This is a genomic window from Nocardia sp. NPDC005978 (genome assembly GCF_040614455.1).
GTDB lineage: Bacteria > Actinomycetota > Actinomycetes > Mycobacteriales > Mycobacteriaceae > Nocardia.
The window spans coordinates 44,127-70,470 of record NZ_JBEXUS010000002.1 but is presented as its reverse complement, the minus strand read 5'-3'; the positions used below and the strand labels follow the sequence as shown (position 1 = coordinate 70,470).

Annotated in this window: 25 protein-coding genes and 1 pseudogene; 11 read left to right on the top strand and 15 right to left on the bottom strand. The window is 67.8% G+C overall.

The annotated features are described in order from the left end of the window. Positions 1-7: 7 nt before the first annotated feature. Entirely contained in the window at positions 8-919 is a 912-nt protein-coding gene (locus ABZ319_RS01375; RefSeq protein WP_354984291.1) for an acyl-CoA thioesterase domain-containing protein, read from the bottom strand. Positions 920-1,068: 149 nt separating this feature from the next. Between ABZ319_RS01375 and ABZ319_RS01370 the strand changes: the two genes are divergently transcribed. Then, complete coding sequence (locus ABZ319_RS01370; RefSeq protein WP_354984290.1) at positions 1,069-2,607, top strand: AMP-binding protein; 1,539 nt, start codon at positions 1,069-1,071, stop codon at positions 2,605-2,607. A gap of 34 nt (positions 2,608-2,641) precedes the next feature. Beyond that, positions 2,642-3,835 (top strand): amidohydrolase family protein, encoded by a 1,194-nt coding sequence (locus tag ABZ319_RS01365; RefSeq protein WP_354984289.1) that lies wholly within the window; start codon positions 2,642-2,644, stop codon positions 3,833-3,835. A gap of 44 nt (positions 3,836-3,879) precedes the next feature. On the opposite strand, the gene ABZ319_RS01360 is transcribed toward ABZ319_RS01365, so the two are convergent. Continuing rightward, positions 3,880-4,725 (bottom strand): LLM class flavin-dependent oxidoreductase, encoded by an 846-nt coding sequence (locus ABZ319_RS01360; RefSeq protein WP_354984288.1) that lies wholly within the window; start codon positions 4,723-4,725, stop codon positions 3,880-3,882. A gap of 106 nt (positions 4,726-4,831) precedes the next feature. Here ABZ319_RS01360 and ABZ319_RS01355 point away from each other — a divergent pair, with 106 nt between their 5' ends. Further along, the gene (locus ABZ319_RS01355; RefSeq protein WP_354984287.1) at positions 4,832-5,203 is read left to right on the top strand and encodes a hypothetical protein; all 372 of its coding nucleotides are present in this window, start codon (positions 4,832-4,834) and stop codon (positions 5,201-5,203) included. Positions 5,204-5,313: 110 nt separating this feature from the next. Here ABZ319_RS01355 and ABZ319_RS01350 read toward each other — a convergent pair whose 3' ends face one another. Continuing rightward, positions 5,314-6,546 carry a CaiB/BaiF CoA-transferase family protein gene (locus ABZ319_RS01350; RefSeq protein WP_354984286.1) on the bottom strand — a complete coding sequence of 411 codons (1,233 nt, stop codon included), beginning with the start codon at positions 6,544-6,546 and terminating at the stop codon, positions 5,314-5,316. A gap of 139 nt (positions 6,547-6,685) precedes the next feature. On the opposite strand from ABZ319_RS01350, the gene ABZ319_RS01345 reads away from it, so the two are divergent. Beyond that, positions 6,686-8,335, top strand: a complete 1,650-nt coding sequence (locus tag ABZ319_RS01345) for an OB-fold domain-containing protein (protein WP_354984285.1) — start codon at positions 6,686-6,688, stop codon at positions 8,333-8,335. A 1-nt stretch (position 8,336) separates the two neighbouring features. Here the strand turns inward: ABZ319_RS01345 and ABZ319_RS01340 are convergent, their stop codons facing one another. After that, complete coding sequence (locus ABZ319_RS01340) at positions 8,337-8,780, bottom strand: SRPBCC domain-containing protein (protein WP_354984284.1); 444 nt, start codon at positions 8,778-8,780, stop codon at positions 8,337-8,339. A gap of 420 nt (positions 8,781-9,200) precedes the next feature. On the opposite strand from ABZ319_RS01340, the gene ABZ319_RS01335 reads away from it, so the two are divergent. Beyond that, entirely contained in the window at positions 9,201-9,335 is a 135-nt protein-coding gene (locus ABZ319_RS01335) for a hypothetical protein (protein WP_354984434.1), read from the top strand. A 211-nt stretch (positions 9,336-9,546) separates the two neighbouring features. Here the strand turns inward: ABZ319_RS01335 and ABZ319_RS01330 are convergent. After that, positions 9,547-9,651 (bottom strand): annotated as a pseudogene (locus ABZ319_RS01330) (NAD(P)-binding protein); the annotation flags it as partial. Continuing rightward, positions 9,618-9,752: a hypothetical protein gene (locus ABZ319_RS01325; protein ID WP_354984283.1), complete on the bottom strand. Its 135-nt coding sequence runs from the start codon at positions 9,750-9,752 to the stop codon at positions 9,618-9,620. The gene ABZ319_RS01325 and the pseudogene ABZ319_RS01330, both read right to left, overlap by 34 nt. A gap of 558 nt (positions 9,753-10,310) precedes the next feature. Here ABZ319_RS01325 and ABZ319_RS01320 point away from each other — a divergent pair. Further along, positions 10,311-11,267, top strand: a complete 957-nt coding sequence (locus tag ABZ319_RS01320) for a helix-turn-helix domain-containing protein (RefSeq protein ID WP_354984282.1) — start codon at positions 10,311-10,313, stop codon at positions 11,265-11,267. An 18-nt stretch (positions 11,268-11,285) separates the two neighbouring features. Here the strand turns inward: ABZ319_RS01320 and ABZ319_RS01315 are convergent, their stop codons facing one another. The 5 genes from ABZ319_RS01315 to ABZ319_RS01295 form a co-directional block, all read right to left on the bottom strand. Further along, positions 11,286-13,169 carry a long-chain fatty acid--CoA ligase gene (locus ABZ319_RS01315; protein WP_354984281.1) on the bottom strand — a complete coding sequence of 628 codons (1,884 nt, stop codon included), beginning with the start codon at positions 13,167-13,169 and terminating at the stop codon, positions 11,286-11,288. A gap of 169 nt (positions 13,170-13,338) precedes the next feature. Beyond that, entirely contained in the window at positions 13,339-14,028 is a 690-nt protein-coding gene (locus ABZ319_RS01310; RefSeq protein WP_354984280.1) for a TetR/AcrR family transcriptional regulator C-terminal domain-containing protein, read from the bottom strand. Positions 14,029-14,034: 6 nt separating this feature from the next. Beyond that, on the bottom strand, positions 14,035-15,096 hold the full coding sequence (locus ABZ319_RS01305; protein ID WP_354984279.1) for a dihydrodipicolinate reductase: 1,062 nt from the start codon (positions 15,094-15,096) through the stop codon (positions 14,035-14,037). 87 nt (positions 15,097-15,183) lie between these two features. After that, entirely contained in the window at positions 15,184-15,873 is a 690-nt protein-coding gene (locus tag ABZ319_RS01300; RefSeq protein ID WP_354984278.1) for a TetR/AcrR family transcriptional regulator, read from the bottom strand. A gap of 195 nt (positions 15,874-16,068) precedes the next feature. Further along, positions 16,069-16,719 (bottom strand): helix-turn-helix domain-containing protein, encoded by a 651-nt coding sequence (locus ABZ319_RS01295; protein ID WP_354984277.1) that lies wholly within the window; start codon positions 16,717-16,719, stop codon positions 16,069-16,071. Positions 16,720-16,859: 140 nt separating this feature from the next. Between ABZ319_RS01295 and ABZ319_RS01290 the strand changes: the two genes are divergently transcribed. Beyond that, a complete protein-coding gene (locus ABZ319_RS01290) occupies positions 16,860-17,789 on the top strand; it encodes a zinc-binding dehydrogenase (protein WP_354984276.1) in 930 nt (309 codons plus the stop codon). A 462-nt stretch (positions 17,790-18,251) separates the two neighbouring features. Here ABZ319_RS01290 and ABZ319_RS01285 read toward each other — a convergent pair whose 3' ends face one another. Then, positions 18,252-18,908 (bottom strand): helix-turn-helix domain-containing protein, encoded by a 657-nt coding sequence (locus ABZ319_RS01285; protein ID WP_354984275.1) that lies wholly within the window; start codon positions 18,906-18,908, stop codon positions 18,252-18,254. A 127-nt stretch (positions 18,909-19,035) separates the two neighbouring features. On the opposite strand from ABZ319_RS01285, the gene ABZ319_RS01280 reads away from it, so the two are divergent. Then, on the top strand, positions 19,036-20,061 hold the full coding sequence (locus tag ABZ319_RS01280) for a hypothetical protein (RefSeq protein ID WP_354984274.1): 1,026 nt from the start codon (positions 19,036-19,038) through the stop codon (positions 20,059-20,061). Between the two features lie 43 nt (positions 20,062-20,104). Here the strand turns inward: ABZ319_RS01280 and ABZ319_RS01275 are convergent, their stop codons facing one another. Beyond that, a complete protein-coding gene (locus tag ABZ319_RS01275; RefSeq protein ID WP_354984273.1) occupies positions 20,105-20,596 on the bottom strand; it encodes a dethiobiotin synthetase in 492 nt (163 codons plus the stop codon). A gap of 140 nt (positions 20,597-20,736) precedes the next feature. Between ABZ319_RS01275 and ABZ319_RS01270 the strand changes: the two genes are divergently transcribed. Both ABZ319_RS01270 and ABZ319_RS01265 read left to right on the top strand, forming a co-directional pair. After that, the gene (locus tag ABZ319_RS01270; RefSeq protein ID WP_354984272.1) at positions 20,737-21,399 is read left to right on the top strand and encodes a DUF6585 family protein; all 663 of its coding nucleotides are present in this window, start codon (positions 20,737-20,739) and stop codon (positions 21,397-21,399) included. 93 nt (positions 21,400-21,492) lie between these two features. Then, positions 21,493-21,966, top strand: coding sequence for a GNAT family N-acetyltransferase (locus ABZ319_RS01265; RefSeq protein WP_354984271.1), 474 nt, complete (start codon positions 21,493-21,495; stop codon positions 21,964-21,966). Between the two features lie 50 nt (positions 21,967-22,016). On the opposite strand, the gene ABZ319_RS01260 is transcribed toward ABZ319_RS01265, so the two are convergent. Continuing rightward, positions 22,017-22,961 carry an SDR family NAD(P)-dependent oxidoreductase gene (locus ABZ319_RS01260; RefSeq protein ID WP_354984270.1) on the bottom strand — a complete coding sequence of 315 codons (945 nt, stop codon included), beginning with the start codon at positions 22,959-22,961 and terminating at the stop codon, positions 22,017-22,019. A gap of 211 nt (positions 22,962-23,172) precedes the next feature. On the opposite strand from ABZ319_RS01260, the gene ABZ319_RS01255 reads away from it, so the two are divergent. Further along, positions 23,173-24,351, top strand: coding sequence for a PLP-dependent transferase (locus ABZ319_RS01255; protein ID WP_354984269.1), 1,179 nt, complete (start codon positions 23,173-23,175; stop codon positions 24,349-24,351). A gap of 144 nt (positions 24,352-24,495) precedes the next feature. Here the strand turns inward: ABZ319_RS01255 and ABZ319_RS01250 are convergent, their stop codons facing one another. Continuing rightward, positions 24,496-25,617, bottom strand: a complete 1,122-nt coding sequence (locus ABZ319_RS01250; protein ID WP_354984268.1) for a class I SAM-dependent methyltransferase — start codon at positions 25,615-25,617, stop codon at positions 24,496-24,498. Between the last annotated feature and the right edge of the window lie 727 nt (positions 25,618-26,344).

Genomic DNA, 26,344 nt, shown 5'->3' with positions numbered 1-26,344 from the left:
ATGTCGTTCACAAACGCGTCCCCGAATCCGGTGCGCCCGAGGCGGGAAAGGCCCGCACCATGGCGTGCACACCGTAGGAGGCGACGATCGCGCCCTGCTCGGTGTAGATCCGTCCTTCGCTCTGGGCGTGCCCGCGCCCGGCGTACACCACGCGGGTCGCGTACAGCAGCCATGCGCTCACGTTGGCCTCGTCGTGAAAGGTGATCGTGGCCATGGTGATTCCGGTGGAGATCGAATGATGCGCCATGGCCTCGCTGAACCCGGGGTGCGGGCGCAGCGCGGCGGCGACGGTCCAGTGCGTCGTCGACTGCGCCAGCAGCGCGGCGTGCAACTCCGGCCGATCCGGCGACTGCCGGAATCGGGTCCACACGAACAATTCCGGCGGGCCGGTCTGCTCGCGATACGGGTCGTAGGCGTCGTCCACCACCCGCATGTCCCGGCCGCGCACGACGCCGCCGGGAATGTCGAGCGGGCGCAATCGGTGCGGCGGGGTGACCTCCGGCATGGGCAGCGCCGAGCGGATCAGGTCGGGCGTGTCCGCGTCCAGCAGGACAACCCCGGCCGCACATTGCTTTCCGGCCTGGATCACGCGCGCCTGCACGGTCGACAGGGTCCGTCCGGCGTGGGGAACCTCGAGGGCCACCGACAGCGGCGCGTCATGGGTGGCGACGCGCGAGAAGACCATCGACACCGAGGTGACCCGTTGCCCGGGAACGGCTTTGGCCGCGGCGACGACGGTGGTGCCCAGGAGCTGTCCGGCCTCCACGACGTTGCGTTCGGTGGGGCCGTGGGCCGGGGCGAGGTAGCGGCCGCCGGGTTCGGGGCGCACATCCATCAACCGCAGCAGTTCGGCCTGATCCCACTCCCGGGTGGGGGAGTCCGCACCGGCCGGCGGTGCGGACCGGGAACGGCCCGCCATGGCACTCCTCGCTCCGAAGTTCGGCGAATGAATATCGGATTCTCATTCGTGAGAATAACATATCCATTCGGGTGCGCCCGCGGGTCGAGCCGCCCCTGACATCGATGCGCCCCGCGCATCGTTCGGTGCCGGATATGGGAGATCGTCGAATGCGCAAGGTGCCAACGGATCTGGTGGAGCGATATCTGTCGCAAGGGTGGTGGACCGACGAATCGCTGGGTGAACTGCTGGCCCGGGGCCTGGCCGCGGCCCCCGAGCAACGCTTCGAGGTGCATTCGGAGACGCGACCGTGGTCCGGCCGGGTGTGCGAGGTCGAGGCCGTGGCCCGGCGCCTGGCCGCCGGGCTCTCCGCCCGGGGCGTGAAAGCCGGGGACACGGTCGCCTTCCAGCTCCCCAACTGGATGGAGGCCGCGGCGACGTTCTGGGCCTCGGCGCTGCTGGGCGCGGTGGTGGTGCCGATCGTGCACTTCTACGGCCGCAAGGAAGTCGGGTACATCCTCGAGACCACCCGGCCCAAGGTGTTCATCACCATCGAGCGGTTCGGCGCGCTCGAATTCGACCCCGCCGTCTACGCCGGCGTGCCGATCGTCGGCGTGGTCGGCCGCGACTTCGACGACCTGCTCGCCGATGAGCCGATGACGGGCGTGGCGGCCGTGGACCCGGACGCGCCCGCGCTGATCGCGTTCACCTCGGGCACGACCCGCGATCCCAAGGGCGTCATCCACTCCCATCGCACCCTGGGCTTCGAGACCCGGCAGCTCGGCGGCCACTACCCGGACGACTTCGGCCCGCAGCTGACCGCCGCGCCCGTCGGGCACTTCATCGGCATGGTCAACGCCCTGCTCATCTCGGTGCTGAACGCCGCGCCGATCCACCTGCTGGACGTGTGGAATCCCGAACGCGCGCTGGCCTTGATGAGCGAATTCGGCGTGAACGTGGCGGGCGGCGTGCCGTACTACATGACCAGCCTGATCGACCACCCCGACTTCACCCCCGGTCACCTGCGCTACATGCGCTACGCGGGCATGGGCGGCGCACCGGTTCCGGCGGCGGTGACCACCCGCTTGACCGACCTGGGCATCACCGTCTATCGCTCCTACGGCAGCACCGAGCACCCGTCGGTGACCGCGTCCAAACACACCGCCGCACTGGGCAAGCGGCTGTACACCGACGGGGATCCCATGCCCGGGGTCGAGATTCGCCTCACCGCGGAGGGGGAGATCCTGAGCCGGGGCCCGGACCTGTGCCTGGGCTACACCGACGCCGAACTCACCGACCGCGCCTTCGACGCCGAAGGCTGGTATCACACCGGCGATATCGGCGTCCTGGACGCGGACGGATATCTGAGCATCACCGACCGCACCACCGATCTGATCATCCGGGGCGGGGAGAACATCAGCGCGGTCGAGGTCGAGGAGGTGCTGCTGGGCCTGCCCGCGGTGGCCGAGGCCGCCGTGGTCGCCGCGCCGGATGCCCGGCTGGGCGAGCACGCCGCGGCCGTGCTGCGGCTGCGCCCCGGTCTGGACGCGCCGACCCTGGACGAGGTTCGCGCGCATTTCGCCGATCGCGGTCTGGCCAAACAGAAGTGGCCGGAGGAGGTGCGGGTGGTGGCCGACTTCCCGCGGACGCCCAGCGGCAAGGTCCAGAAGTTCCGCCTGCGGCAAGACATTGCCTCCGAACAGCAGTGAGAATACTATTCTCAGTGAAGCAAAGGAGATTCTCATGACCAAGGTCGATCTGCCGTACCAGTTGTTCGACGCCGACAATCACCTGTACGAGACCGAAGAATCGCTGACCCGGTACCTCCCCAAGGAGTACGAGGGCGCGATCAAGTACGTGGAGATCAACGGCCGCAAGAAGATCGCCGTGCTGGGCCAGATCAGCGAGTACATCCCCAACCCCACGTTCGACTACGTCGCGGCGCCCGGGGCCATGGAGGATTACTTCAAGAACGGCAACCCCGAGGGCAAGAGCAAGCGCGAGATCTTCGGCCGCGCCATCCCGGCGCACGACGCCTTCCGCAATCCCGAAGCGCGCCTGAAGGTCATGGACGACCTGCAATTGCACCGCGCGCTCATGTTCCCCACCCTGGCCAGCCTCATCGAAGAGCGCATGCGCGACTACCCGGATCTCATTCACGCCGTGGTGCATTCGCTGAACCGGTGGATGCTCGACGACTGGGGCCAGAACGGCAACTTCGTGCACTCGGACCGCATCTTCAACGTGCCGGTGATCAGCCTGCCGATCGTGGAGAAGGCGATCGAGGAGCTGGAGTGGTGCGTCGAGCGCGGCGCCAAGGCGATTCTGGTGCGCCCGGCGCCGGTTCCGGGCCTGCGCGGCATGCGGTCGTTCGCGCTGCCGGAGTTCGATCCGTTCTGGAAGAAGGTCGTCGAGCACGATGTGCTGGTCACCATGCACTCCTCGGACTCGGGCTACTCGCGCTACGGCGCGGAGTGGGACGGCAACAGCCTCGAGATGCTGCCCTTCCAGACCAACACGTTCCAGATGACCATGGCGTGGCGGCCGGTCACCGACGCCGTCGCCTCCTGGGTGTGTCACGGTGCACTGTTCCGGTTCCCGGAACTCAAGATCGCGGTCATCGAGAACGGCTGCTCGTGGCTCGCGCCGCTGCTGGAGACGCTGCACGACACCCACAAGAAGGCGCCCGAGGGCTTCGATTTCAACGATCCGGTCGAGGCCCTCAAGCGCAGCCTGTACGTCAGCCCGTTCTGGGAGGAGGACCTGCAGGCCACCGCGGACATGATCGGCGCGGATCACGTGCTGTTCGGCTCGGACTGGCCGCACCCGGAGGGCCTGGCCGAACCGGCGCGCTACATCCACGAGATCAAGGACATGACCCTGGCGGATCAGAAGCTGATCATGGGCGGCAATCTGGCGCGCCTGCTCAACGTATGAGCGTCCGGGCCGGGCGGCCGGTGCCGCCCGGCCCGGATCCGGGGTCAGCGCGGAAAGCCGGTGATCACCGAATCACCGAACGCGGTCAGGGTTTTCGGGTCCGCGAAATCGGCGAACCAGACGTAGAAGCGCTCCGCGCCACGATCGGCGAGTTCGGTGAAATGCGCGCGCAGGCGTTCGGCGTCGGCGCACACCAGGCCGCCGCCCAGGTAGCCGAATCGGCGTTCGGCCCGCTCGCGCACCGAGTTCTCGTCCGCGCCCGGGGCGATGAACGCCACCATCTGCTGAATCGAGACGCGGGCCGGGCCCACCCGGCCGGCCAGCTCGGTCAGCCGATCCAGGTGTGTCGCGGGCAGATTCCACCAGGTCGCGTGCTCGCGCGCGAGGTCGAGTATGCGCGGCCCGGTGCCGCCGATGACGAGCGGAATCGGCACTGACGGGTGCGGCGGCAATTCTGGTTCCGATGCCGGATCCCAATACCCGGCCAGCAGGTCGATCGTCTGCTTCATCCGTGTATGCCGCTGTGCGGCAATCGCTTCGGTGATGCCGAACTGCACGAGCTCGGCGGGTACCGAACCCGAGCCGAGTCCGAGTTCGAATCGCCCGCCGGTCGCCTCCTGCAGGGTCACCGCCTGTTTGGCCAGCAGGGCCGGATGCCGGAACGCGTCGCACAGCACCAGGTGCCCGATCCGCAGGCGGCGGGTGCGCGCGGCCACCCAGGTCGCGATCGTCATGGCCTCCCACAGTGGCTGGGCCGGTGCGCCCGGGGCCACGAGGTGATCGATGAAGGCGATCCCGTCGAATCCGGCGTCCTCGGCGGCCAGCGCCCGATCGACGACATCGGTTGTGCTCATCCGGATTTGGGGCAGGAACAGGAACCATTCGGCCATCGGTCACATCCTCGGCGGCGGGAGACGGCCGCAACCACCCGGCCGCCGGGAAATTGTATTTCCCATTTGAGAGAATGCCATATACGTCGAGCGAAAGGCCGATCGGATGCACCTGCACGTGACCTCCACCCCCTACCCGGACCGGGTCGACGAATTCGATCGCTGGTACTCCGAGGTGCATGTCCCCGACATGCTCGCCGTCCCGGCGGTGAAGTCCTGCAGCCGCTTTCGGCTCACCGACCCCGACGGTCCGGTTCGGTTCCTGGCCGTCTACGCGGTGGACGGCGACGACCCGGCCGCGCTGCTGGCCGAACTCGGGGCGTGCGCCGCGGACGGCAGGATCCGCCCCGGCACCGCCTCGGACCCGACCGCCACGCGCATCGAATTCTGGAAATCCTGGGACGCGCCGAGCGCCGAGGCCGCGCCTCGGGCGGGCGCGCACGCCGACCCGGGCCCGGAGAATTCCGGGGCGCTGTAGTGCACGCCCGCCGCGCACAGCGGGCCGATCGAATCGGATCGACGCGGTCATTCCGTGTCGTGGACGCGGGTGCACCGCCCCGCGTGCGGGCCCGCGCCGGACAGCCCGCCTCACCCGGCGGCGGGACCGATCGCGCCGCTCTCGCGCAGCCGGGCCACCGCGCCGGCGTCGAAGCCCAAGTGCGCCAGCACCGCATCGGTGTGTTGACCCAGCGCCGGGATGGCGCCCATCGGCGGCTGCCAGCCGTCGATGATCGGGGGCGGCAGCAGCGCGGTGACCGGACCTGCCGGGGTGTCGATCGAGCGCCAGCGTCGCCGGGCGCTCAGGTGCGGGTGCGCGATCACATCGCTGGGCCGGTTGTAGCGCGAGTTCCCGATGCCCACGGTGTCCGCGTCGGACTGAATCCGGGAGATGTCGTGTCGCGCGGTCCATTCCGTGATCGCGGCATCGAGTTCGGCGCGATGCCGCACGCGACCGGCATTGCTCGCGAAGCGAGCGTTCTCGGCCAGGTCGGCACGGCCGATCAGGTCGCGGGCCAGCCGCTGCCATTCGCGGTCGTTGGTCGTCCCGAGCACAACCGTGTGCCCGTCGGCGGTGGGGTAGGCCCCGTACGGCGCGACGGCGGGGGAGCTCATGCCCAGGGGCTGCTGATCGGTTCCGGTGTGCCGGGTGTAGTTCAGCGCGTATCCCATGAGTTCGGCGGCGGTGTCGAACAGGCTGACCGCGGCCGCGCCCGAGGTGGCCACGGCGCCGGGGGTGTGCCTGCCGCACAGCATGGCCATGATCGTCAGTGCGGCGTACAGACCCGAGCACACGTCGGCGATCGGCGGCCCGGGTTTGGCGGGTGCGTCCGGCTGCCCGGTGACCGCGCAGACGCCCGCCTCGGCCTGAATCAGGAGATCGTAGGCGCGCTTGTGGGACAGCGGACCACCGGAGCCGTATCCGTCTATGGCCATGGTGATCAGCTCGGGATAGCGCGAACTCAGCTCGGCGGGACCCAGCCCCAGGGCATCGATCGCCCCCGGGGCGAGATTGGACACGAAGACGTCGGCCTCGCCGAGCAGGCGATGCACGACCGCCATGCCCGCGGGATCCTTGAGATTGACCGTGACCGATTCCTTGCCGCGATTGGCCCACACGAAATGCGCGGCCAGGCCGTTCACCACGTCGTCGTAATCCCGGGCGAAGTCACCGCCGCGCGGGTTCTCGATCTTGATGACCCGCGCGCCGAAATCGGCCAGCGTGCGCGTGCACATCGGCGCCGACACGGCCTGCTCGAGCGTCACCACCGTGATCCCGGAAAGCGGGCCGGTGACCGGCGCGGGCGAATCGTTCGCAACCATGGCGATTCCTTTCGACTCCAGGAACGACCCTGGCCATAGCCATAATGAATGGTTAACAGTAAAGCCGACTATAAATCACGCCGGTACCCACACACAATCACCTGTTCAGCGAACTGGCAACGCACACAACGGAGTACACATGACCGCCACGCATCGACCGGTGCCCTCCCTGACGCCCGAGAACGAATTCTTCTGGACCTCCGGCGCGGACGGCAAACTCCGGATCCAGGATTGCCGAGGGTGCGCTGCTCTCATTCACCCGCCGCAACCGGTCTGCCGCTACTGCCACGGCGAGGACATGGGCGTGCGGGAGGTGTCCGGGCGCGCGACCCTCATCGGGTTCACCGAGAACCATCGCTTCGCCCTGCCCGGCCTGCCCGCGCCCTACGTGGTCGCGCAGGTGGCGCTCGAGGAGGACCCGCGGGTTCGCCTGACCACCAACGTGATCGAGTGCGCGGCGGCGGATCTGTCGCTGGGCATGGCGATGGAGGTCGTCTTCGAACAGGTCGATCGGGTGTGGCTGCCGCTGTTCCGGCCCGGCGGCGGTGCGCCCGCGCCGCTACCGGCGGACGAGATCGAACCCGCAGCGTTCCGGGAACACGTGCGGCCCATGGCGACCCGCGAGAAGTTCGAGGACAGGGTCGCGCTGACCGGAATCGGCATGTCGCCGATCGGCCGTCGCCTCATGGTGAATCCGCTCTCGCTCACCGTGCAGGCCGCCAAGGCGGCGGTCGCCGACGCCGGGTTGCGCCTCGAGGACATCGACGGCCTGTCCACCTATCCGGGCCCGGGACTGCCCGGGCCGTTCGGCGAGGGCGGCGTCACCGCGCTGGAGACGGCGCTGGGCATCCGGCCCAGCTGGTACAACGGCGGTCTGGACACCTTCGGCCCCGGCGGATCGGTGATCGCGGCGATGCTCGCGGTCTCGGCCGGTCTGGCCCGGCACGTGCTGTGCTTCCGCACCGTGTGGGAGTCGACGTACGCGGAACTGATTCGCGCCGGCCGGATTTCGGCGCCCGCGCCGCGTGCCGAGGGCTGGATCGCCCCGTTCGGGGCCACCTCGGCCGCGCACACCCTCGCCCAGAACGCGCAGCGGCACTTCCACCGCTACGGCACCGACCGCGAGACCCTGGGCTGGATCGCGCTCAACCAGCGTGCCAACGCGGCCCTGGAACCGACCGCGATCTACCGTGATCCGCTGACGATGGACGACTACCTCGGCGCCCGGCCGATCACCACGCCGTTCGGCCTCTACGACTGCGACGTCCCCTGCGACGGGTCGGTCGCGGTGATCGTCTCGGCTCGCGAGACGGCGGCGGATCTGGCGCAGCCGCCGGTCCTGGTGGAGGCGGTCGGCACCCAGATCATCGAACGCCTGGCCTGGGATCAGAGCACCCTCACCCACGAGCCGCAGGTGCTGGGCCAGGCCGCGCACATGTGGTCGCGCACCAGCCTGCGGCCCGCGGACGTCGATGTCGCCGAACTCTACGACGGGTTCACCTTCAACTGCCTGTCGTGGATCGAGGCACTCGGGTTCTGTGGCATCGGCGAGGCGAAAGACTTTCTCGCACACGGCAAGAACATCGCCCGCGACGGCGTGCTGCCGCTCAACACCCACGGCGGCCAGCTCTCGCACGGCCGCACCCACGGTATGGGACTGATCCACGAGGCCGTTCTCCAGCTGCGCGGCCAGGGCGGTCCGCGTCAGATCCCGGATGCCCGCGTGGCGGTCACCAGCAGCGGCGGGCTGACCCCGAGCGGGGTGCTGCTGCTGCGCGCCGATCGCTGACTCAGCTGGCGAGCGCGCCCGCCATCGCCCCCAATTGCCCCAGGGTGCAGTCCAATTGCTGATGGCTGTGCTTCTCGACCAGCGGGGCGTCCTGCCCCTTCAGGGTCGTCCCGGTCAGTACGACGCTGGCGGTGACCTCGGTGCCGTGCTCGCACTCGGTCAGCCAATAGGTGAGGTCGCAGTGCACGCCGGAGCGGGCGGTGCCGTACAGCCGGACCTTGCGGGGCTCGTCGAGTTTCGCGACGACCCACTCGATCTCCTCGACCATTCCGTACAGCAGGATCTCGCAGGTGAACCGCGCACCCTCCTCCAGCCGCTCGGGCGGGGTGGTGAGGAACTCCTTGTGGGTCGCGACCCAGTGTTCCCACGTCGCCGGGGTGGTGATCGTGGCGAACAGTGCCTCGGGTGTACCCGGGACTTCCCGTGAAATGACGATGGTGCGCACAGCTGCTCCTCGGAGTAGTTCGATGCAGCGGTCGGCCAGTCGCCGATGACTGTGTCCCGCAACGTGTTCGGATCATCGACTGACTCCCCCGAGCCGATGCGGGTGATCTTGACACACCGGAAACGGGAGTTCAAGGCCGGGTTTTTGGTGCGCGAACAAATGAAATCTCATTCGTAAGAATGGCTTTCGCAATAGTGCGAAAGCCCAAGAATTGGGGTCCGCGGACGCCGATCGCCCAGCTGCCAAGGCAGCTGAACGACCGTGAAAATTTTCTTCTAGTTCTCGGGCGACCCCGGTGCGGATCCGAGTTCCAGCGCTTCACCGGCGCTGCCGCTCGACGCGTCCCGGGCCGTACCCTGCTTCGAGCCGTCGCCGACGAATCCCGAGCCGAGAGTGCTGCCCGCGACCGGGGTTGCCAGAATGCCGTTGCTGCCGGCCGATCCCAGCCCCGAGCCGGTGTCCCCGGATCCGGAACCGCCGTTGTCCGCGATCGATGCGGCGGGGTTCGCCGCCGCGACCGTGGCCGGATCGCTGCTGCCCGCCGAGCCGGTGTAGGCGCTCTCGGCAGGATGTGTTGGGACGGTGGACCGTCCGGGAAGAGTGCGGGGGCCACGCCGCCGTGGGAGCAGCCGGTCATGGCCCCGGACCGGCGTCTCCGGTGTCCGCTGCCCGAGTGCCGGTCGGTGACGTCAGCGCGCGGGGAGAGGGATGGCGCTTCCATGGATCGCGCCGGGTTCCGAGGAAGTATTGCAGCCCGGCGGGTATTGCCGCCCAATACTTTTCGCGCCTCGTACACCGTTGCCGCGAAACCGCGTTCGGCGAGTTCGTGAGCAGCTGTCATGCTGGCCGGGCCTGCGCCGAAAATGGCCACGGATTTCCCGGGAGAGTGGCCCCGGCTCGCCGGCCTTTTCCGGGTGCGCCCGATTTTCCCAGGGCCGCCGCGCCGGGGCCGACCGCCGCGGCCGTTTTCATGAACGAGCGCCGCGATTGCGGCGGTAACCGGTTGTCTTGCACCTTGGCCTCCCGACCAATCGCCCCGGAGTGGGCGACCTAGCGCCCGTGGTCTGTTCAATGCGTCGAGCCAATATGTTAACAATTATTCTGGCCTGAAACGGAGGTCAAGCAAGTCTGTATCAGATCACAAAAAGTGTCTTGAGCGGCCAATATGGGAGAATCCTTACGAACGAGCCGCAGCTGTGGAGTCGTAACTAATTACCGCGTATTTCAGAGAAACGTTGTGCGATACCGGCGTTGCGTGTCAAGCTACACCCCACAATCCGGTGGCCTCTGGCCGCCGGGACGGAGCACGTGCCGCACGGTGAAAGCGCTGTGCGACAGCAGAATTCGTGGTGGAGTATGGACCAATTTTCCGAATCGGCAGATATGCCAGCGTATCTCGGGGAAACTATCGAAGAATTGGTCCTTGCGCAGAGTGTCATCGTAGGTCGATGCTGTGCCGAGTTCGCGACCGCGATGATGGCCGGACCGCCCGCTTCGGGCGAAGTGGAATTGAACCGTTTTGCATTCTTGGTGGCCGAATGGGCCCGCGCCGGTGTGCGGCTCGAATCGATCCAGCACGCCATTCACGCCGGATTCGGTACCGCACTGCGCGAACTCGCCGCCCATACCGGACCGTCCGAGTTCCCGGGCTTCACCGCCGATGCCGACCGCGCCGTCACCCTGCTCGGCCGGGCGACCACCACCGTGTCGCTGGTATATCTCGCCGAACTGGAGAACGTGCTGCGCGAGCGCCGCGGAATCGAGGACGCGGTCGCCGCCGCGCTGCTCGCCGGACATGGCGCCGACGCGTTGGCCCGCGAATGCGGAATGCGGATAGCCGAGTCGTACTGCGTTCTCGCGCTGCGCATTCCCGCTGATTCCTCCGGGCCGGACCATGTCATGCTCGATACCGCCCGGCAGGCGGCGGGGAGATTGCAGCGCGAGCTCGCCACCCGCCGCACGGACGGCATCCTGACCCTGATCGGTTCCGGTGGCGGCACCGTGCTGATTCCGAGCCCGACCGCCGTCGCCGGCGACCTGAACGGTTTCCTGGCCGGGCTGACCGGCGTGGCCGGGGTCCCGCTGACTGCGATATGCGCGCCGTCAGCGGTGCGCGACATCCCCGATGTCGCCGGGCGCGCGCACGAGCTACTGAATCTGATCCAGCAGGTGCGCAGTGCCCCGGGCCTCTATCGTTTCGAAGACTTCGCCCTGGAGTACCAGCTGACCCGCCCCGGACCCGCTCGCCGTCTGCTCGCCACCCTGCTCGACCCGCTCGATCCGTATCCGGACCTGCTGGAAACCCTGCGCGTACACCTGGCCAACGAGCTCAATCGCCGCCGCACCGCACGCCAGCTCCACATCCACGCCAACACCATCGACTACCGGCTGCAGCGCATCAAACAGCTCACCGGGCTCGACCCGGCCGTGCCCTCGGCGCTGTGGCACCTGCGTTCGGCCCTCATCGCCCGCAGTTCGGAGACCTGACGCGGCCCGCGTCGCCGCTCATGATCGCTGGGCGGTGTTGCGGGGCTGCGCGTTTTCCCGGTCCCGGTGTCCGAGGTCGATGATTTCGGGCCCGGGGTACTCCGAGTACAGCTCCTCGATGTCGTCCTCGTAGCAGCGTTCGATGGCGTGCCGGCGCATCGAGTTCTTCGGCGTGAGCTGTTCGGACCCGGGCTCCCAGTAGTGATCGAGCAGCAGGAATCGCTTGATCTGCTCCGGGCGCGAGACCAGCCGGTTGCCCGCGAGCACGGCCTCGAGGACCTGCCGGCGGATGCCCGGCCGGGCGCAGAGGATCTCGACGTCGGCGACCCGCACCCCGGACGCCGCGCAATCCGCCGCGATCGCCTCGCGGTCCAGGGCCACCAGCGCGGTCAGATAGGGCCGGCCGTCCCCGATCACCATCACGTGCCCGATCAGGAAAGAGGCTGCGACGATGCCGCTTTCGATGCAGGCCGGGGCGATGTTCTTCCCGGTGTCGTTGATGATCATCTCGCTGCTCCGCCCGATGATGCGGAGATTTCCGTCGGCGTCCAGCGTGCCGAGGTCGCCGGTCGCGAGCCAGCCGTGTGCGTCGATGGCCGCTGTGCTCGCCACCAGATCGCCGCGGTAGCCCCGCATGACCATCGGGCCGCGGACCATGATCTGCCCGTCGCGGTCGAGTTTGATCTCCGCTCCGGGGATCGGCGTCCCGACCGAGCCGAGCGCGGGGGTGGATCGGGTCGTCGCGGTGCTGACGCCCGCGGCTTCGGAGAGCCCCCATACCTCGGTGATCTCGATGCCCAGTGCCTGGAAGTACTCGAGCACCTGGACCGGAATCGGCGCTGCGCCCGAGGCGGCGAACCGGAGCTGATCCAGACCCAGCTGCTGCCGTATCCGGGCGAGCACCAGGCGATCTGCCACCCGTCGCCGCACGTGCTTCCGTAGCCGGCCGAGGCCGCGCGGGGCTTCCGCGTGCGCGGCGTGGCCGCCGACCTCGAATGCCCACCGCGCCAGCGCTTGTCGGCTGCGCTTGGGCTCGCCCTCGATGCGGGTCTCGATGGCGGCCCGGGCTTTCTGCCAGATCTGCGGTACCCCGAACAGGATGGTGGGACGTGCGTCATGAAGTGCCGCGGACAGGTGGTGGGGGTCGGCGACCGAGGTTACCTGTAGTCCCCAGGCGAGCCCGCCGTAGTGCGCGGTGACCCTGTCCGCGATGTGTGCCGCGGGGAGATAGGACACGATCCGATCATCGGGTCCGGCGCGCAGTTGTTCGCTCACCCCCGCGAGCTGGGCCAGGATGTTCGAATGGGTGAGCTCGACGCCCTTGGGCGCGCCGGTGGTGCCGGAGGTGTAGGTGATGGTGGCCAGATCGTCGGGCCGCACCAGCCGCCAGGTCGCCTCGAAGTCGAAACCCTGTGCCGGAGCGCGTATCAGGCGCTTCAGGGGCAGCACTCCGGGGCCGACGTAGTCCACGCAGATGATGTGGGCGAACGTGATGCCTGCCTTGGCGATGCGCGGTAGGAACTGCCGTTCGGTGACGATGACCCTGTTCCCGGCGTTCGCGCAGACGTAGGCGATCTGCTCCGGCGGCAGGGTGTTGTAGATGGAGAAGGGGGTGGCTCCCACGTGCAGCGCGGCGGTGTCGATCAGATGGAACTCCGGGCGATTGGTCAGCATGATCGCCACCGTGTCGCCGAATCCGACACCGAGCGTTGACAATCCGGCGGCGATTCGCCGTACGCAATGTCCGTACTGCTGCCAGGTGAACTCGCGGCCACCGCCGGGGATGCGCAGTGCGACCGCCTCGGGCCGGATCGACAGTGTTGCCTGGAACGCGGCCGGGAGTGTCCACACGGTGTGTCCCCGCGCATGCTCGAACCCGAAGAATTCGCTGATGTGGTGCATCGATGCCCCTCGGTCCGCAACCTGCTCACTACAGAATCAACGGTAACGTGCTAGTTGCCACCGAGGTGCTGGAATGCGAGATTTCTAGGGCGATTACCAGCAAAGATGTGCGGGTTCCGTTCAGGTCGATGTGATCTCGCACATCTACATGCCGGGAATGCAGGATAACTTAGTTGTCCGCGTGCGACGGTTGGCTCCGGTCGCCACGGCCCAGCTCGGTTTCGAGGGCGGTGATGACCAGCGTCAGTTCGAAGTCGAATTGCCCGTCGGGGAGCGGCTGCGTGCTGCGGGTGTTCGCCACCCGGGACAGCAGCGAAAACTGTTCGTGCGCGGTGTCGTTCAAGGCTCGGAGAATGTCTCCGGCCTGCTGCGTGCCCGAGCCCGGGGCCGCGTTGTGCGTTTCGTGCGCTGCGGCCTGGGCCAGCCGGGCGACCAGTGTGATGGTTCGCCCGGCGTCGTCGACGGCGAGACCGGCGTCGACCAGCGCACGAAGGGTTTGCTCGATGATCCCCAGAGCCGCCATGTCGGTCATGCCCTCGAATCGGGCGTAGGAGATCAGGGCGCCGACGCTGAGGAAAGCCTCCCGCATCGCACGGGCACAGGATCGCAGCACGCCGCGCCAGTCGGGATCGGAGCGCAGATCCACTCGGCGGAAAGCGGATTCGAACGCGTCGAGGGCGACGAGTTCGAGCAGGCCGTGCCGATCGCTGACGTAGTAGTTCAGCGCCTTGCGGTCCACCCCGAGCGCGTTCGCGACCGCCTGCATGGTGACGGCTTCCGGCGCCAGCCCGCGCGCGGCCGCGAGAATCCGCTCGCGGTCGATCTTGTTCGGGCGTCCCCTACCGCGGGATTCGGTCACGAACGGTCATTGTGCCCGCACTATCCCGCGCGGCAGGGGCAGGGGTAGATCGACGTAGGTGACGATGCCCGGTTCGGCCCGCACGACCGCGGGGATCGCGTGGATGGGCGGCATCGCCGTCATGATGTGCCCGAGAACCATGAAGTCGGCGATGGTTTCGGCCTCGAAGTCCGCGGGCGGCAGGAATCCGACGGTCATGTTCACGGTGGGGCGGCCGTCGACGGTGATCTTCCAGCCGTCGCCGTCGAGTTTCCAGTCGGGGTCCAGGGTCTGGCCCTTGCGCCAGCGCACGGTGAGCTCGACGACGGTCGCGTCACCGACGCGTCCCTGCCAGTTCACGAATACCCCGGCGACGCAGCCCTTCTCGATGGTCCACGAGCCGAGGTCCAGATCCGCTGTGGTCTGGGCGTATTCGGCGACGCAGCGCACCTCGTCGAGCTCGGTGCCGAGCGCGGCGGCGACCAGACGCACGGCTTCACCGAAGATCGCCGTCCCGTGTTCGGCGGCGGCGGCGAGGCTGGGATCGTCCATCCGACGGCCGAATCCGACGGGCCGCTCGGTCGCGGGGGAGTCGTAGAAGGTGGTGTCCGCGGACTCGGCGATGGTTATCTTGTCGATCCGGTCGCAGGCGGTGCCCGCGACGATGGCGAGCAGTTGGGCGAACCCCGGGCTGACTCCGGAGCCGAACATCGTCGACCCGCCCTGTTCGCAGGCCCGCTCGATGCGCTCGCGGTCGGCCGCCAGGTTGTGCCCGGTGATGAACGAGGCCGTCGACACCACGTTCACGCCCGCCGACAGGATCGACACCAGCTCCTCGGTGTCGGACCACATCGGGTTGTAGACAACGCAATCGGGTTTCAGCGCGAGCAGCGCGTCGACGTCGTCGGTGACGACCACGCCCGCGGTCGGCCCGCCGACGAGCTCGCCGACGTCGCGTCCCACCTTGTCGGGCGACCAGGCGAAGCAGCCGACGAGTTCGAGATCGGGGTGCGCGAGCAGCGCCCGCGCGGAACTGGTGCCGACATTTCCCGTCGTCCACTGGACGATCCGATAGGGAGTCGATGACATGGGGAACCTCATTCGCTCGGCGGCCGGGACCGCCGGCCGAACTCCTGCCTACACCCGAATCGAACTCGCCCGCAGGCTTTTCGGCGATTATTCCCCCATAGGGAAAAATACCTCCGCCTGCGCGGACTCCTCGCCGGCCCGCAACGGCACCGCCGCCAACCCGCCCCAGCACAGGGTGACGACACCGGCCACGGCATCGGCTTTGGGCATGCTCCGCCCGGTGTCGAGCCAGTAGCGCGCCGCGAACTGGCTGGCCCCGACCAGCCCCGACGCCATCAGATGCGCCTGCACGGGGGAGAGGTCGGAGTCGTGCGCGATCGCGGCGGTCACCGCGTTGACGCACGCGTCCGTGGCTCGCCCGATCCGCCACTGCACGGACGGCTCGTTCGACAGGTCGGGATCGAGCACGAGCCGGAATCCGGCCGGTTGCTGGTCGGCGAAGTCGAAGTAGGCCTGCACGGCAGCCTGCACGCGGTACCGGTTGGTCGCGTTGGAGTACAGCGCCCGCTCCACCGACTGCGTCAGGTTGTCGATGTGTTCCTGCAGCACGACCAGATACAGCTCGAGCTTCCCCGAGAACTGCCGATACACAATGGGTTTGCTCCACCCCGCCAACGCCGCGATGTCGGTCATGGTGGCGGCGTGATACCCGGCGGAGTCGAAAAGCGTACTGGCTGCGCTGATCACCTGCTGCCTCCGCAACGCCCGCCGCATCCGGGCCGCGGTCCCCCGCGAAGGCGGCACTTCCTCGTGGTGGTCCACCAGCTCAGCCGTCATGTTTCGACCTCCGTCGCGAGATACCCGTTTCCGGGGAACGTTCCCCGAGGCGTAAGGAGGAGCGACGTTGATCTCGATCGCCGGTACGTGCGTTCTTCATTGTAGAAAGGCGAACAGTATTGGCAACGTGAGCGAAATCGCTTGAACTACAACCGTCTTTGAGGTTTGGCTGCGGGTGGCTTCAGTATGGGTGAATCACCGCGGGTTTGCTGGAGACCGTGGGTTGGGTGTCATGGTCAGTGCCTGCGGCACGGCTGTGAATGCGGCATCCAGTTCGGCCGCGAGGGTTGACGTGCCCGGCCGGGTGCTCCAGGTGTCGAGTGCGCGGTGGAAGGCCGCGACGAGGATATCGAGAGCCAGGCGGGGACGCTGGTCGGTGCCCGGGTCGAGGTCGTAGCGTTCGGTCAGGATCGTCAGGGCATCCCCGATGGTGCGGTCGCAGAATTGCAGGTTGTGTGCGGCCATGGCCGGGGTGGCCGCGGCGAGGAGGTGACTCCGGGCAGCGCGATCGGCCCAGTCGGCGGTGCTCACCCGGTCGAGTGCGGCGAGCAACGCGTCCTGTAGGGCCTGTAGCAGAGAGCCCGTGGCGGGTTCGCGGTCGGCGATTTCGGTCAGGAAGACGGCCCACAGGTCCTGCAGGGGCGCCATGGCGACGTCTTCTTTGCTGGTGAAGTTTCGGAAGAAGGTTCGCTTGGAAACCTCGACGGTGTCGCAGAGTTCGTCGAGGGTGGTGTTGTCGAAACCGCGGGCGGTGAACAACTCCAGCGCGGTGTCGATCAGTGCCTTCCGCGTGCGTAGTTTCTTGCGTTCGCGCAGCGGCAGCCGGTCGGTCGCAGCATCAGCCATGGTCACCAGCCTAGCCAACATCGGCCGGTTAGCGGCTATTGCCTATTGACAGCTTTTGCCACTGAGTGGCACATTGTGGTTCGTCGTCGCTCCCGACGGTGTCCGTCCACATCGTTCCGCTGTTCGAAAGGCGTTGTCGCATGCGCGCACTGGTTGTCGATCACTCTGCTGAGTCCGGTTTGCGGGTCGCGGAGGTACCCGACCCGGAGCCGGCGCCGAATCAGGCACTGGTGCGCGTCACCGCTACCTCGCTCAACGACGGTGAAATCCGCTTCGTGCTGGCCAATGCCCCGGCGGGGGCGGTGCTGGGCTGGGACGCGGCCGGGTTCGTCGAACGTGCCGCCGCCGATGGATCGGGCCCGGGTGTCGGGACGCCCGTGGTCACTATCGGTCCGGCGGGGGCGTGGGCGCAGCTGCGCGCGGTCGACACCGACCTGCTCGGGGTGGTCCCCGACGGCGCGGATCTGGGGGAGATGAGCACGATTCCCGTGGCGGGCGCGACCGCGCTGCGGGCGCTGCACCGCCTCGGCCCGATCCTGGGCAGGCGGGTACTGATCACCGGGGCGACCGGCGGGGTAGGTCGTTTCGCCGTGCAACTCGCCCGGCTCGGCGGGGCGTACGTGATCGCCACGACCGGCGACCCCGTCCGGCACGGCGATGCCCTGCGCGCGCTCGGCGCAGACGAGATCCTGTCGGGCCCCGCCGATGTGGCGGCTCCGGTCGACGGGGTGCTGGATCTGGTCGGCGGCGACCAACTCGTGGACTCCTACCGGCATTTGACCCAGGACGGCACGGTGGTCGCGATCGGTCACGCGGCCGGTCAGGACGAAACCTTCAGGTTCGGAACGTTTTTCGGCGATCAGGGCCGCCACAACCGCTCCATCACCTCGTTCTTCCTGCTGTCGTGCACGAACCTGTCCCCGGATCTGAGCTGGCTGGCCCACCGGGTCGCCGCCGGAACCCTGGATGCGGGCATCTCCTGGCGCGGGGACTGGACGCGGGTAGGTGAGGCGGCCGAGGCGCTGCTGTCCCGCCGGCTACATGGCAAAGCGGTCCTCGACCTGAGCTGACCGGTAGGTCACGCCCCACCCACTCACCTGCCTGCCCGGCCGCTGTGCCAACACGATGGCGCCCGGATCGTCACGTGGCGCTTTGTCCGACGTGTTGGACATGGGCCGAAGTCGTTGGGATCGGGCATGACAAACGGCCCGCCACATATCGTTTCGTTTAATACGTCATTCCAACACGTAACAAACGAAACGAAAGTCAGGAAAGTGCGAAATGATCAGGCGGTCTCTGACCGCCGATAACCAAACGTTATCGGCGGTCAGAGGTGTGGCGTGCCGGTGTCCCGCAGCCGGGTTTCAGCGAGGGGCGGAGTGCCTTTCAAAGATGGCTCGCTCGTGCAGAACCCTCGGCGCCACAGCGCGTTTGAGCTGCGGATGCCGGGCGCGGTAGGGCCTCCGCCTATGCGGCCGACATCCAGCCGTTCCCGGCGAGTGATTCCCTGCGGCCGTGTGTGCGGCCGCGGATCAGTCCCGGTGAGAGACCTCTTCCTGGCATCTGGATTGTCGTGGCGCCGCCTTCTCGGCCGCGTCGAGTGCTGGCACGAGTGGGGCGAGCGCGGCGCGAAGCAGGTCGGGCAGCGAGCCGGACACGACGACGAAGCCCACGGTGGCGGGCATGCGTGCCGGCGGCTGTAGCCATTGTTCGAGTGCGACACGGATGGCGGCGGTAACGCTGGCTGCGAGCACGCAGGCGGTGAGTTCGTCGAGAGCGCCGAGACGCGCGCCGATCGCGGCGGTGAGGGGTTTCGCGATCGTATCGGTGGCGCTGAGGAATACCGCGCGCAGTGCCGAGTGTGTGGTGATCAGCAGTAGAGCGTCGCGACGCTCGTCGCCCGGGTCGGCGTAGTGCGAGACGATCGCCTCGATGACGGTGTCCGCGAGGCGGATCTGCGTGGGCTGAGCCGCTACCGCCGAGGCGACTCGCGCCTCTCGCTCAGCGGTGACGGCGGCGACGATCGCCTGCTCGCGGCTCGAGAAGTAGTTGTTGTAGGTCCGAGGTGAGACCCCTGCCGCCTCGGCGATGTCCTCGACCCGCACGTTGTCCGGCCCGTGTTCCAGGGCCAACCGCAGCGCTGCCTCCCGCAGCGCCTCGCGAGTGGCCTGCTTCTTGCGCTCGCGCAATCCCGCCGATCTCGTCGTCACGATCCGATCGTGCCACAGAAAATGCGTCTACGAAAAATTGCGTGCACGCAAGTTTGTGGCCTAGTGTGGCGTCGACCGAACCTGATCGACGGAAGGGACCACGCGTATGCGCGGCAAGGGGATGACCTATGACACCGGCTTTCTCTCGAACGGCCAGGCGTCACGGAAGGAATTCGACCTCGAGATCGTCCGGCGGGAGCTGGCCATCATTCGAGATGATCTGCACTGCAATGCCGTTCAGATCGTCGGCGGTGATGCCGACCGGCTGGAACTGGCAGCCCGGTGCGCTGCGGAATTGGGACTCGAGGTGTGGTTCTCGCCCTACCCCCTGGAACTGTCGAATGCGCAGATCCTGTCCCTGTTCGCCGACTGTGCGCGGCGGGCCGAGCGGTTGCGGCTGACCGGGGCCGAGGTTGTGTTCGTCACCGGCGTCGAACTGAGCCTGATGAACCCGGAGTTCCTGCCCGGGGACACCGTCTGGGAGCGGCTGGAGTCCCTGCTCGGCAATCCGTATGCCCGCAACGAGCGACTCGGCGAGCTGGTCGCTCGGCTCGACGACTTCCTCGGTGAGGCCGTCAGAATGGTGCGTGAGCACTTCGGAGGCCGAATCACCTATTGCGCCATACCGTTCGAGCGGATCGATTGGACACCGTTCGACATCATGTCGATCGAGCTCATCCGCTCCGCCGAGGTCGCCGATCAGTTCGGAGCGGGCGTGCGCGAGCTGGTCGCGCAGGGAAAACCGCTGGCGATCACTGGATTCGGCACGGCCACCTGGCAAGGCGCCGCCGATGTGGCCCCACGCAGCAACGAGATCGTCGAATACGACCCCGCGACCGGTGCCGCGGTCCGGTTGAGCGGCGACTACACCCGCGACGAGGCCGGGCAGGCCGCCTACCTGAGCGAGCTGCTGGAGATATTCGACAACGAAGGCGTCGACAGCACTTTCGTGTTCCTGTTCGCGTTGCACAGTCACCCCCACCGCCCCGACGGCGATCCCCGCGACGACCTCGACCGCGCCAGTCTGGGCATCGTCAAGGTGCTCGAAGACCGCCGCGGCACCACCTACCCGGATATGAGTTGGGAACCCAAAGAGGCATTCGCCGCCGTCGCCTCCTGCTACGCCGGCTAGCCGCGCTCGGGGTTCGGTGCTCCGCCGTCGCCTGAGGGCGGGATCAGAGGCGACGGCCCGCGCGTGTGAGCGCTTCGGTGACAGCTGCTTCCGGGGAGTCCGCCACCACGGCGGCCTCCATCGGATTGCCGTCGGCGTCGAGGATCTGCCAGCCGCCGATGGTCACGATCGGTATGCCGCCGCGCCGGTTCGCCAGCGCGAGTTCGGACAGTGTTCCCCAACTGCCGCCGACGACTATGACCGCGTCACCGGAGTTGACGATGATCGCGTTGCGGGCCTCACCGATGCCCGTGTACAGGACCGCGGACAGGCCGGCGCAGATGCTGCCGGAGTCGGTGTCGGGGCGGATCCCGATCACCAATCCACCGGCGGCGAAAGCGCCTTCGGCGACCGCGGCCATCACACCTCGGCCGCCTCCGCACAGGACGGTGACGCCGTGTTCGGTCAGTAGCCGGCCGATCTCGCGGGCGTTCTCGGCGTCGGCGGGTGTGCAGTCACGCGGGCCGCACACGGCAACCTGGATCGGCATTGTCATCTGGTCGGTCTCGCTTTCTCCCGGCGTACACAACGCTCCGGCTCACCTCCGGTGTCGGGCGCCGGCGAACGAGGTTGTGCCAATACGATGGCATTTCGAGTCGAGGGAGGGGACCTTATATGCCACGCCTACCTGAACCTGTGCCGGCGGAAGTGGCCGAGTTGGCCGAGCAGCACCGGCTGGGGCTGCTCATCGACGCTTTCGTCGTCGCGCGCGACCGAAAGTCGTTGGGGCGGGACAAGGACCTGGGGAACCGGGTGTACGCCTACGGGCCGGGGTTGATTCGGAAGATGGCGGGGCAGCCGCTGTACGTGATGCGCTGGGCGGAATTCAACCGGGTCGAGCAGAGCGTCACCCATCACCACACCAACTCGGCGTACAACGGGACCTCCTTTCGCTATGTCCTGCACAGTCCCGGCGGGGGATACGCGAACTTCAGCGACTGGTACAAGGATCCACAGCACAGCTCGATCGACCCGTTCCACAACGATGTGCGGTACGTGACGTATCTGCGGGAGGGGATCGCGGGCATCTGGCGTCAGCAGATCATGGATTCGCTGAGCGCGATCGAGCGTGGACAGACCCTGACATTCGGCGCCGTGAGCCTGGACTCGGGTGGAATCCGCACCCAGAAGAAGGGGAAGCTGGCGTGGTCCGACTTCAGGGACATCTCCCTGGACAAGGCCTACGTGGTGATCGAGAAGCGCGGCAAACTGCTGCCGTGGGCGATGGTTCCGTACGCGCTGGCGCCCGAGGCCACGCTGATCGTCACCCTGGCAAAGCATTTGGCCCCGAACCGCTGACGCCGTGACCATGTCACCCGAAGCCCGCTTCGCTCTCCCCGCCGGCGGGGAGAGCCCGACCGGTCACACCAACGACGTGCAGGTCGTGCCATCGTGATCATCGAACCGCTGTCCGTCGACCGCATCGGCCAGGTCATCGACCTCATGGGAACCGGTGCGCCCTACATCACGCCCCGTACCTATTCCGACTATTGGCTGTACGCGACATTGTTCTCGGCCACCTGCCCGGTCGCCGTCGCCGAGAACACGATCGCCGGCGCGATCATCGCGTTCCGCAGCCAAGACGATCCCGCCGACATCTACCTCCAAGACGTCATCACCCACCCCGGCCACCGCCGCCGCGGCGTCACCCGCCTCCTGCTCGAAACCGTTCGCGCCCAAGGCAAGAAGTGGGGCTGCCGCCGCCTCTTCCTGACGTCCGACCCCGGCAACATCACCGCCCACGCCACGTGGACCACGCTCGGGTTCACCAACGTCCCCGGCGACCACGTCATGAACGGGATCTCGGTCGTCACCGACTACAAGGGGCCGGGCAGGTCCCGCGCGGTCTACGAGTCACCGGTGTAGCCACGACCCCGAAAAGCGGTGCCGGTGCCCCTATCCAATTGAGCCCGACCTCATCCCTTCAGCACATCGCCGTCGCGGTCGTTACCACCAAAGGTGAACTGGTCGACAGCAACCCAAAGCTCGGCCTCGCGCTCTCGGTTGTACGACTCGTCGGACGATCGGGCCACGCGATCGCGATCGATGTAGGAACCGGTGGCCGCCTCGACCTTGCCCAGGACGACGTCGGCGAGGTGGCGGCCCGCGGTCTTCGGGCTGTTGGCCAAGGGGGTGAGCGTCAGGGCCGGTAGAACCCGGCGCATGGCGAACCGGGAGAACGGGTCTGCGTCGCGTGCCAGATCGGTGCCGGGGACGAACCCGGGGTTGAACGCCAGGACGTCTACTCCGGCGGGGAGGCGGCGCGCGTACTCGTGCACGAGATGGATCGCGGCCAGCTTGCTGGTGGAATAGGCGATCCGGCCTGCGGCGGTGGTTTCCGGCCGGGGGTGAGCGCCCACGCGGGCGAGGCGTGCCGGTGTTTGCCAGACCGGACCGGGGACCATCCCCAAATTGTGTTTGAAGTCCCCGAAGTGGGTGTCGCTCACGGTGATGACAATCCGCCCCGGCGCCCGCAAGCGTGGCTCGAGCAGACGAATGAGCAGGTGATTGGCCAGCACGTTGACCGCGAACGTCGACTCGAACCCGTCGGGTGTCTCGGTGAGCACGTTCGTGTATTGAATTCCCGCGTTGGCGACGATCCCGATCAACGGCGGAAGCTCGCCACCATCGAGTCGCGCTTCGATCTCATGGACTGCGAGCCGAATACTGTCGAGCGACTCGAGGTCGGCCGTGATGTGGGTGACCGAACCTCGCCCCGCTGCTAGTTCTGCGACTTGGGACTGTGAACTCGCTCGGGCGAGAACCACCAGGTGCACACCGGGTCGCTCGGCGAGAATCCGCTCGGCAGCGACCCTTCCGATCCCGCGACTGGCACCCGTCATCACGATGGTCGACTGCACGATCTACTCCTTCGCGGCAGGCAAGATCAGTTGGGGTCGACTCGAACTATCAACTCGCACTTCATGACAACGGGTCGCGAAACTGCTCGGTTCCGCGATCGCGAAGACAGATGCCGTCGGCCGCGCCGGGCGAACCGCACGTCTTCGTCCGCGTAGCAATCGACCTAGGTGATGCGGAGGACGGTGTTGCGACCGCCGTATTCTCGCCGTCATGAGCAACACGCCTGAGCATCCCGAGCTGTCCGCGCTCGCGCCTGCCACCGTCGTCGTCGCAGCGGGCCGGCCCGACCGTGAACAGGGCGGGCACGTCAACGCCTCCATCCCGATGAACTCCACGTACGTGTCGCGGGGTGTGATCACCTCGGGCGAATTGTCGTACGCGCGTGGGGACAACGACGCGTGGCACCCGTTCGAGGAGGCGCTCGCGGCGCTCGAGTGCGGCGGGGGAGAGCCGGGGGCGGGGATCGTGTTCTCGTCCGGGATGGCGGCGATCGCGGCCGTGTTCTCGCTGGTGCCCGACGGCGGCACGCTCGTGTTGCCGAGGCACGCGTATCAGGCCGGGATGGTGCTCGCGCGGCAGATGTCCGAGCGGCACGGGGTGACGTTGCGGTACGTCGACATCGCCGATACCGACGCCATTCTCGCGGCGCTCGACGGGGCCGATCTGCTGCTCGTGGAGTCGCCCACCAACCCGATGCTGGAGGTCGCGGACCTGCCGGCCGTGCTGGGTGCGGCCCGCGACGCGGGTGTGCGCTCGGTGGTCGACAACACGTTCGCGACGCCGCTGGGGCAGCGGCCGCTCGAGTACGGGGCCGACATCGTGCTGCACTCGGTGACGAAGTACCTTGCGGGACACTCCGATGTCGTGCTGGGTGCGCTGGTGACGCGGGACGCCGAGCTCGCCGCGACCCTGCGCGAGCATCGCACGCTGCACGGCGCGATCGCGGGACCGTTCGAAGTGTGGCTGGCGCTGCGCGGCCTGCGGACCCTGGCGCTTCGGTTCGATCGCGCGCAGGCAAATGCGGCCGAGCTCGCCCGCCGGCTCGTGGATCACCCCGAGGTCGCCGAGGTGCGGCACCCCTCGCTGCCCGGCGACCCGGGGCACGCGCGTGCGAAGGCGCAGATGAACGGGTTCGGGGCGATCATCGGCGTTCGGCCGAAGGCGCGGGCCGGGTCCGGCGACCAGGTGCGGCGGGCGGACGCCGTCGTCGACGCCGTGCGCCTGTGGCTTCCCGCGACCTCCCTCGGCGGGGTGGATTCGACCCTCGAGCGCCGCCGCCGGTGGGGCACCGAAGCGACGACGGTGCCCGAGGACCTGCTGCGGCTGTCGGTGGGCATCGAGGACGTCGAGGATCTCTGGGCGGATCTGGATCTGGCACTGCGTGCGTGATTGCCCGAAGTCCGGTAAACGCCCTGTGCGGCAGCGACTGTCACGTGACGCCTTCGTGCTCGGCCCCAGTGTATGGGTAACTGACGTTCTTCCCCGCTGCCGGAAACCGTTTCGCGCGAACCGGTTTCCGGCACGGGGTGGCTCCTAGCCCGTGAGGCGCCAGAGCGAGGTGACCTCCGCCGCGCGTGCGACGTGGAGGGGATCGGTGGTGTCGCTGGCCCGAGGGTGCCGCGGCCTGGTGTCGATTCTGTCCACGACGTGCAGTCCTGCCGTGCGGATGCGGGACAGTAGATCCTCGCGGGTTCTGAGGCCGAGATGCTCGGCCAGATCCGAGAGTACGAGCCAGCCTTCGCCGCCGGGTTCGAGATGCGTGGTGAGGCCAGCGAGGAAGTCGCGGAGCATCGCGCCGTCGGGGTCATAGACGCCCTGTTCCACCGCCGAGGTGGGCCGGGCCGGAATCCAGGGTGGATTGCAGACGATGAGATCCGCGCTGCCATCGGGAAACAGCCAGGGCCCGGTTACTTCGATGCGCCGGTTGTAGTCCAGGCGGCCAATGTTCTCGCGCGCGCACGCCAGGGCGCGCGGGCTGATGTCGGTGGCCACGATGTGCTCGATGCCCCGGCGAGCCAGGACGGCGGCCAGCACTCCCGTCCCGGTTCCGAGGTCGAACGCGGTGCGGCGCCGGCCGCCGAGCTCAGGGAGCGGGGCTCGGGCAACGAGGTCGACGTATTCGCCTCGGACAGGGGAGAATACGCCGTAGTGCGGATGAATGCGGGCTCCGAGGGCCGGCACCGCCACCCCTGTCACCCGCCACCGATGTGCTCCCATCACGCCCAGGAGTTCGGTGAGCGCGAGCGCCATCGGCTGCGCCGGCGGACCGTACGCCTCGATGCACGCCGCGCGCACGTCGGGAGCCCGGCGCAGGTTCACACGGTAGTCGTTGTCCAGCAGGACGATAAGTCTGCCGAGCACCCGGGCACGGTGACCACGGGCCCGGCGGTGCAGATGAAAGGACTCCGCGGAATCGGCACCGTGCCGGACCGGCTTGCGGTCGCAGCGTCTGCGCATCGCCTGCAGTAGTTGGCGTGCGTTGTGGAAGTCGCCGCGCCACAACAGGGCGGTGCCTTCGCAGGCCAGCCGGTAGGCGGTGTCGGCCTTCATCCGGTCGTCCGCTTCGATGACCCGGCCGGGCGGCGGAGTCGCGCTCTCGGAATGCCACTGGGCGGAAAAGGGCGTGCTTGTCTCGGTCCGGTGATCGGTGGACACCGAGTACTCCTCGTGATCGAACGTGCAGGGGCACGAAGAGCACTTCGAACGGGAGCGGAGAAACGGCCTGTGTCAGGGCACAGGCGCGAGTGTCAGGGCAGGCAGGGCTGCCGCTCCCGCGTCGAAGCGCGAGAGGGGAAATCACCGAGAACCATGCCGAGTGTCACGATCGGACCTTTCAGAGAACTGACCTCGAAAGGCTCGCACAGCTGGGCCTCCGGGGGCAAACCGTGTGATGAGCATGCGGACAGCCGGATCAGCGTCGCGTCGGCATCCTTGCCGAGACCGAGATCCCCGTACCCGCCGATGTCCACCCTGGCGTGCGGGTGCCGACTATCGCGTGAATTCTGTGCAGAGGAATCGACCCACAAGGGTAATGTCTTGCCACCCAGCGTTGCTCATCGCATCGGGCATCGCGGATACTGTCATCTCGACCTCGTACAGAACTCCCCCCGCGACCGAGGTTTCGCGAACCGGTGCCGCGTTCTCGCGGCTGCTACCGATTATGTCGGGCCACTCGGCTGGAAATTTCGATCCTGACAGCATGAAGATGCTCATGATCGGTCCGGGTTCCTGTGTGGCTGACGCAGGCAGGATCTTGCCTCCTGCAGTCAGTCTCCCGTAGAGGTCATTCGCCGAGTCCTCCAAGTTGACATCGACGATCGATCCTCGGGTGCCGCGGCAGTGCGTGGTGAAGCTCGCCGGTAGGGCCCTACCATCAATCACC

Coding starts and splice junctions, on each gene's coding strand:
- ABZ319_RS01315 (WP_354984281.1), bottom strand. CDS start 13,169: ATGCACCACATCAGCGAATTCTTCGGGTTCGAGCATGCGCGGGGACAC.
- ABZ319_RS01280 (WP_354984274.1), top strand. CDS start 19,036: ATGCGCGGCAAGGGGATGACCTATGACACCGGCTTTCTCTCGAACGGC.
- ABZ319_RS01350 (WP_354984286.1), bottom strand. CDS start 6,546: ATGGTTGCGAACGATTCGCCCGCGCCGGTCACCGGCCCGCTTTCCGGG.
- ABZ319_RS01255 (WP_354984269.1), top strand. CDS start 23,173: ATGAGCAACACGCCTGAGCATCCCGAGCTGTCCGCGCTCGCGCCTGCC.
- ABZ319_RS01290 (WP_354984276.1), top strand. CDS start 16,860: ATGCGCGCACTGGTTGTCGATCACTCTGCTGAGTCCGGTTTGCGGGTC.
- ABZ319_RS01365 (WP_354984289.1), top strand. CDS start 2,642: ATGACCAAGGTCGATCTGCCGTACCAGTTGTTCGACGCCGACAATCAC.
- ABZ319_RS01335 (WP_354984434.1), top strand. CDS start 9,201: ATGCCGTTGCTGCCGGCCGATCCCAGCCCCGAGCCGGTGTCCCCGGAT.
- ABZ319_RS01300 (WP_354984278.1), bottom strand. CDS start 15,873: ATGACGGCTGAGCTGGTGGACCACCACGAGGAAGTGCCGCCTTCGCGG.
- ABZ319_RS01370 (WP_354984290.1), top strand. CDS start 1,069: ATGCGCAAGGTGCCAACGGATCTGGTGGAGCGATATCTGTCGCAAGGG.
- ABZ319_RS01375 (WP_354984291.1), bottom strand. CDS start 919: ATGGCGGGCCGTTCCCGGTCCGCACCGCCGGCCGGTGCGGACTCCCCC.
- ABZ319_RS01345 (WP_354984285.1), top strand. CDS start 6,686: ATGACCGCCACGCATCGACCGGTGCCCTCCCTGACGCCCGAGAACGAA.
- ABZ319_RS01360 (WP_354984288.1), bottom strand. CDS start 4,725: ATGGCCGAATGGTTCCTGTTCCTGCCCCAAATCCGGATGAGCACAACC.
- ABZ319_RS01325 (WP_354984283.1), bottom strand. CDS start 9,752: ATGAAAACGGCCGCGGCGGTCGGCCCCGGCGCGGCGGCCCTGGGAAAA.
- ABZ319_RS01275 (WP_354984273.1), bottom strand. CDS start 20,596: ATGACAATGCCGATCCAGGTTGCCGTGTGCGGCCCGCGTGACTGCACA.
- ABZ319_RS01305 (WP_354984279.1), bottom strand. CDS start 15,096: ATGTCATCGACTCCCTATCGGATCGTCCAGTGGACGACGGGAAATGTC.
- ABZ319_RS01295 (WP_354984277.1), bottom strand. CDS start 16,719: ATGGCTGATGCTGCGACCGACCGGCTGCCGCTGCGCGAACGCAAGAAA.
- ABZ319_RS01355 (WP_354984287.1), top strand. CDS start 4,832: ATGCACCTGCACGTGACCTCCACCCCCTACCCGGACCGGGTCGACGAA.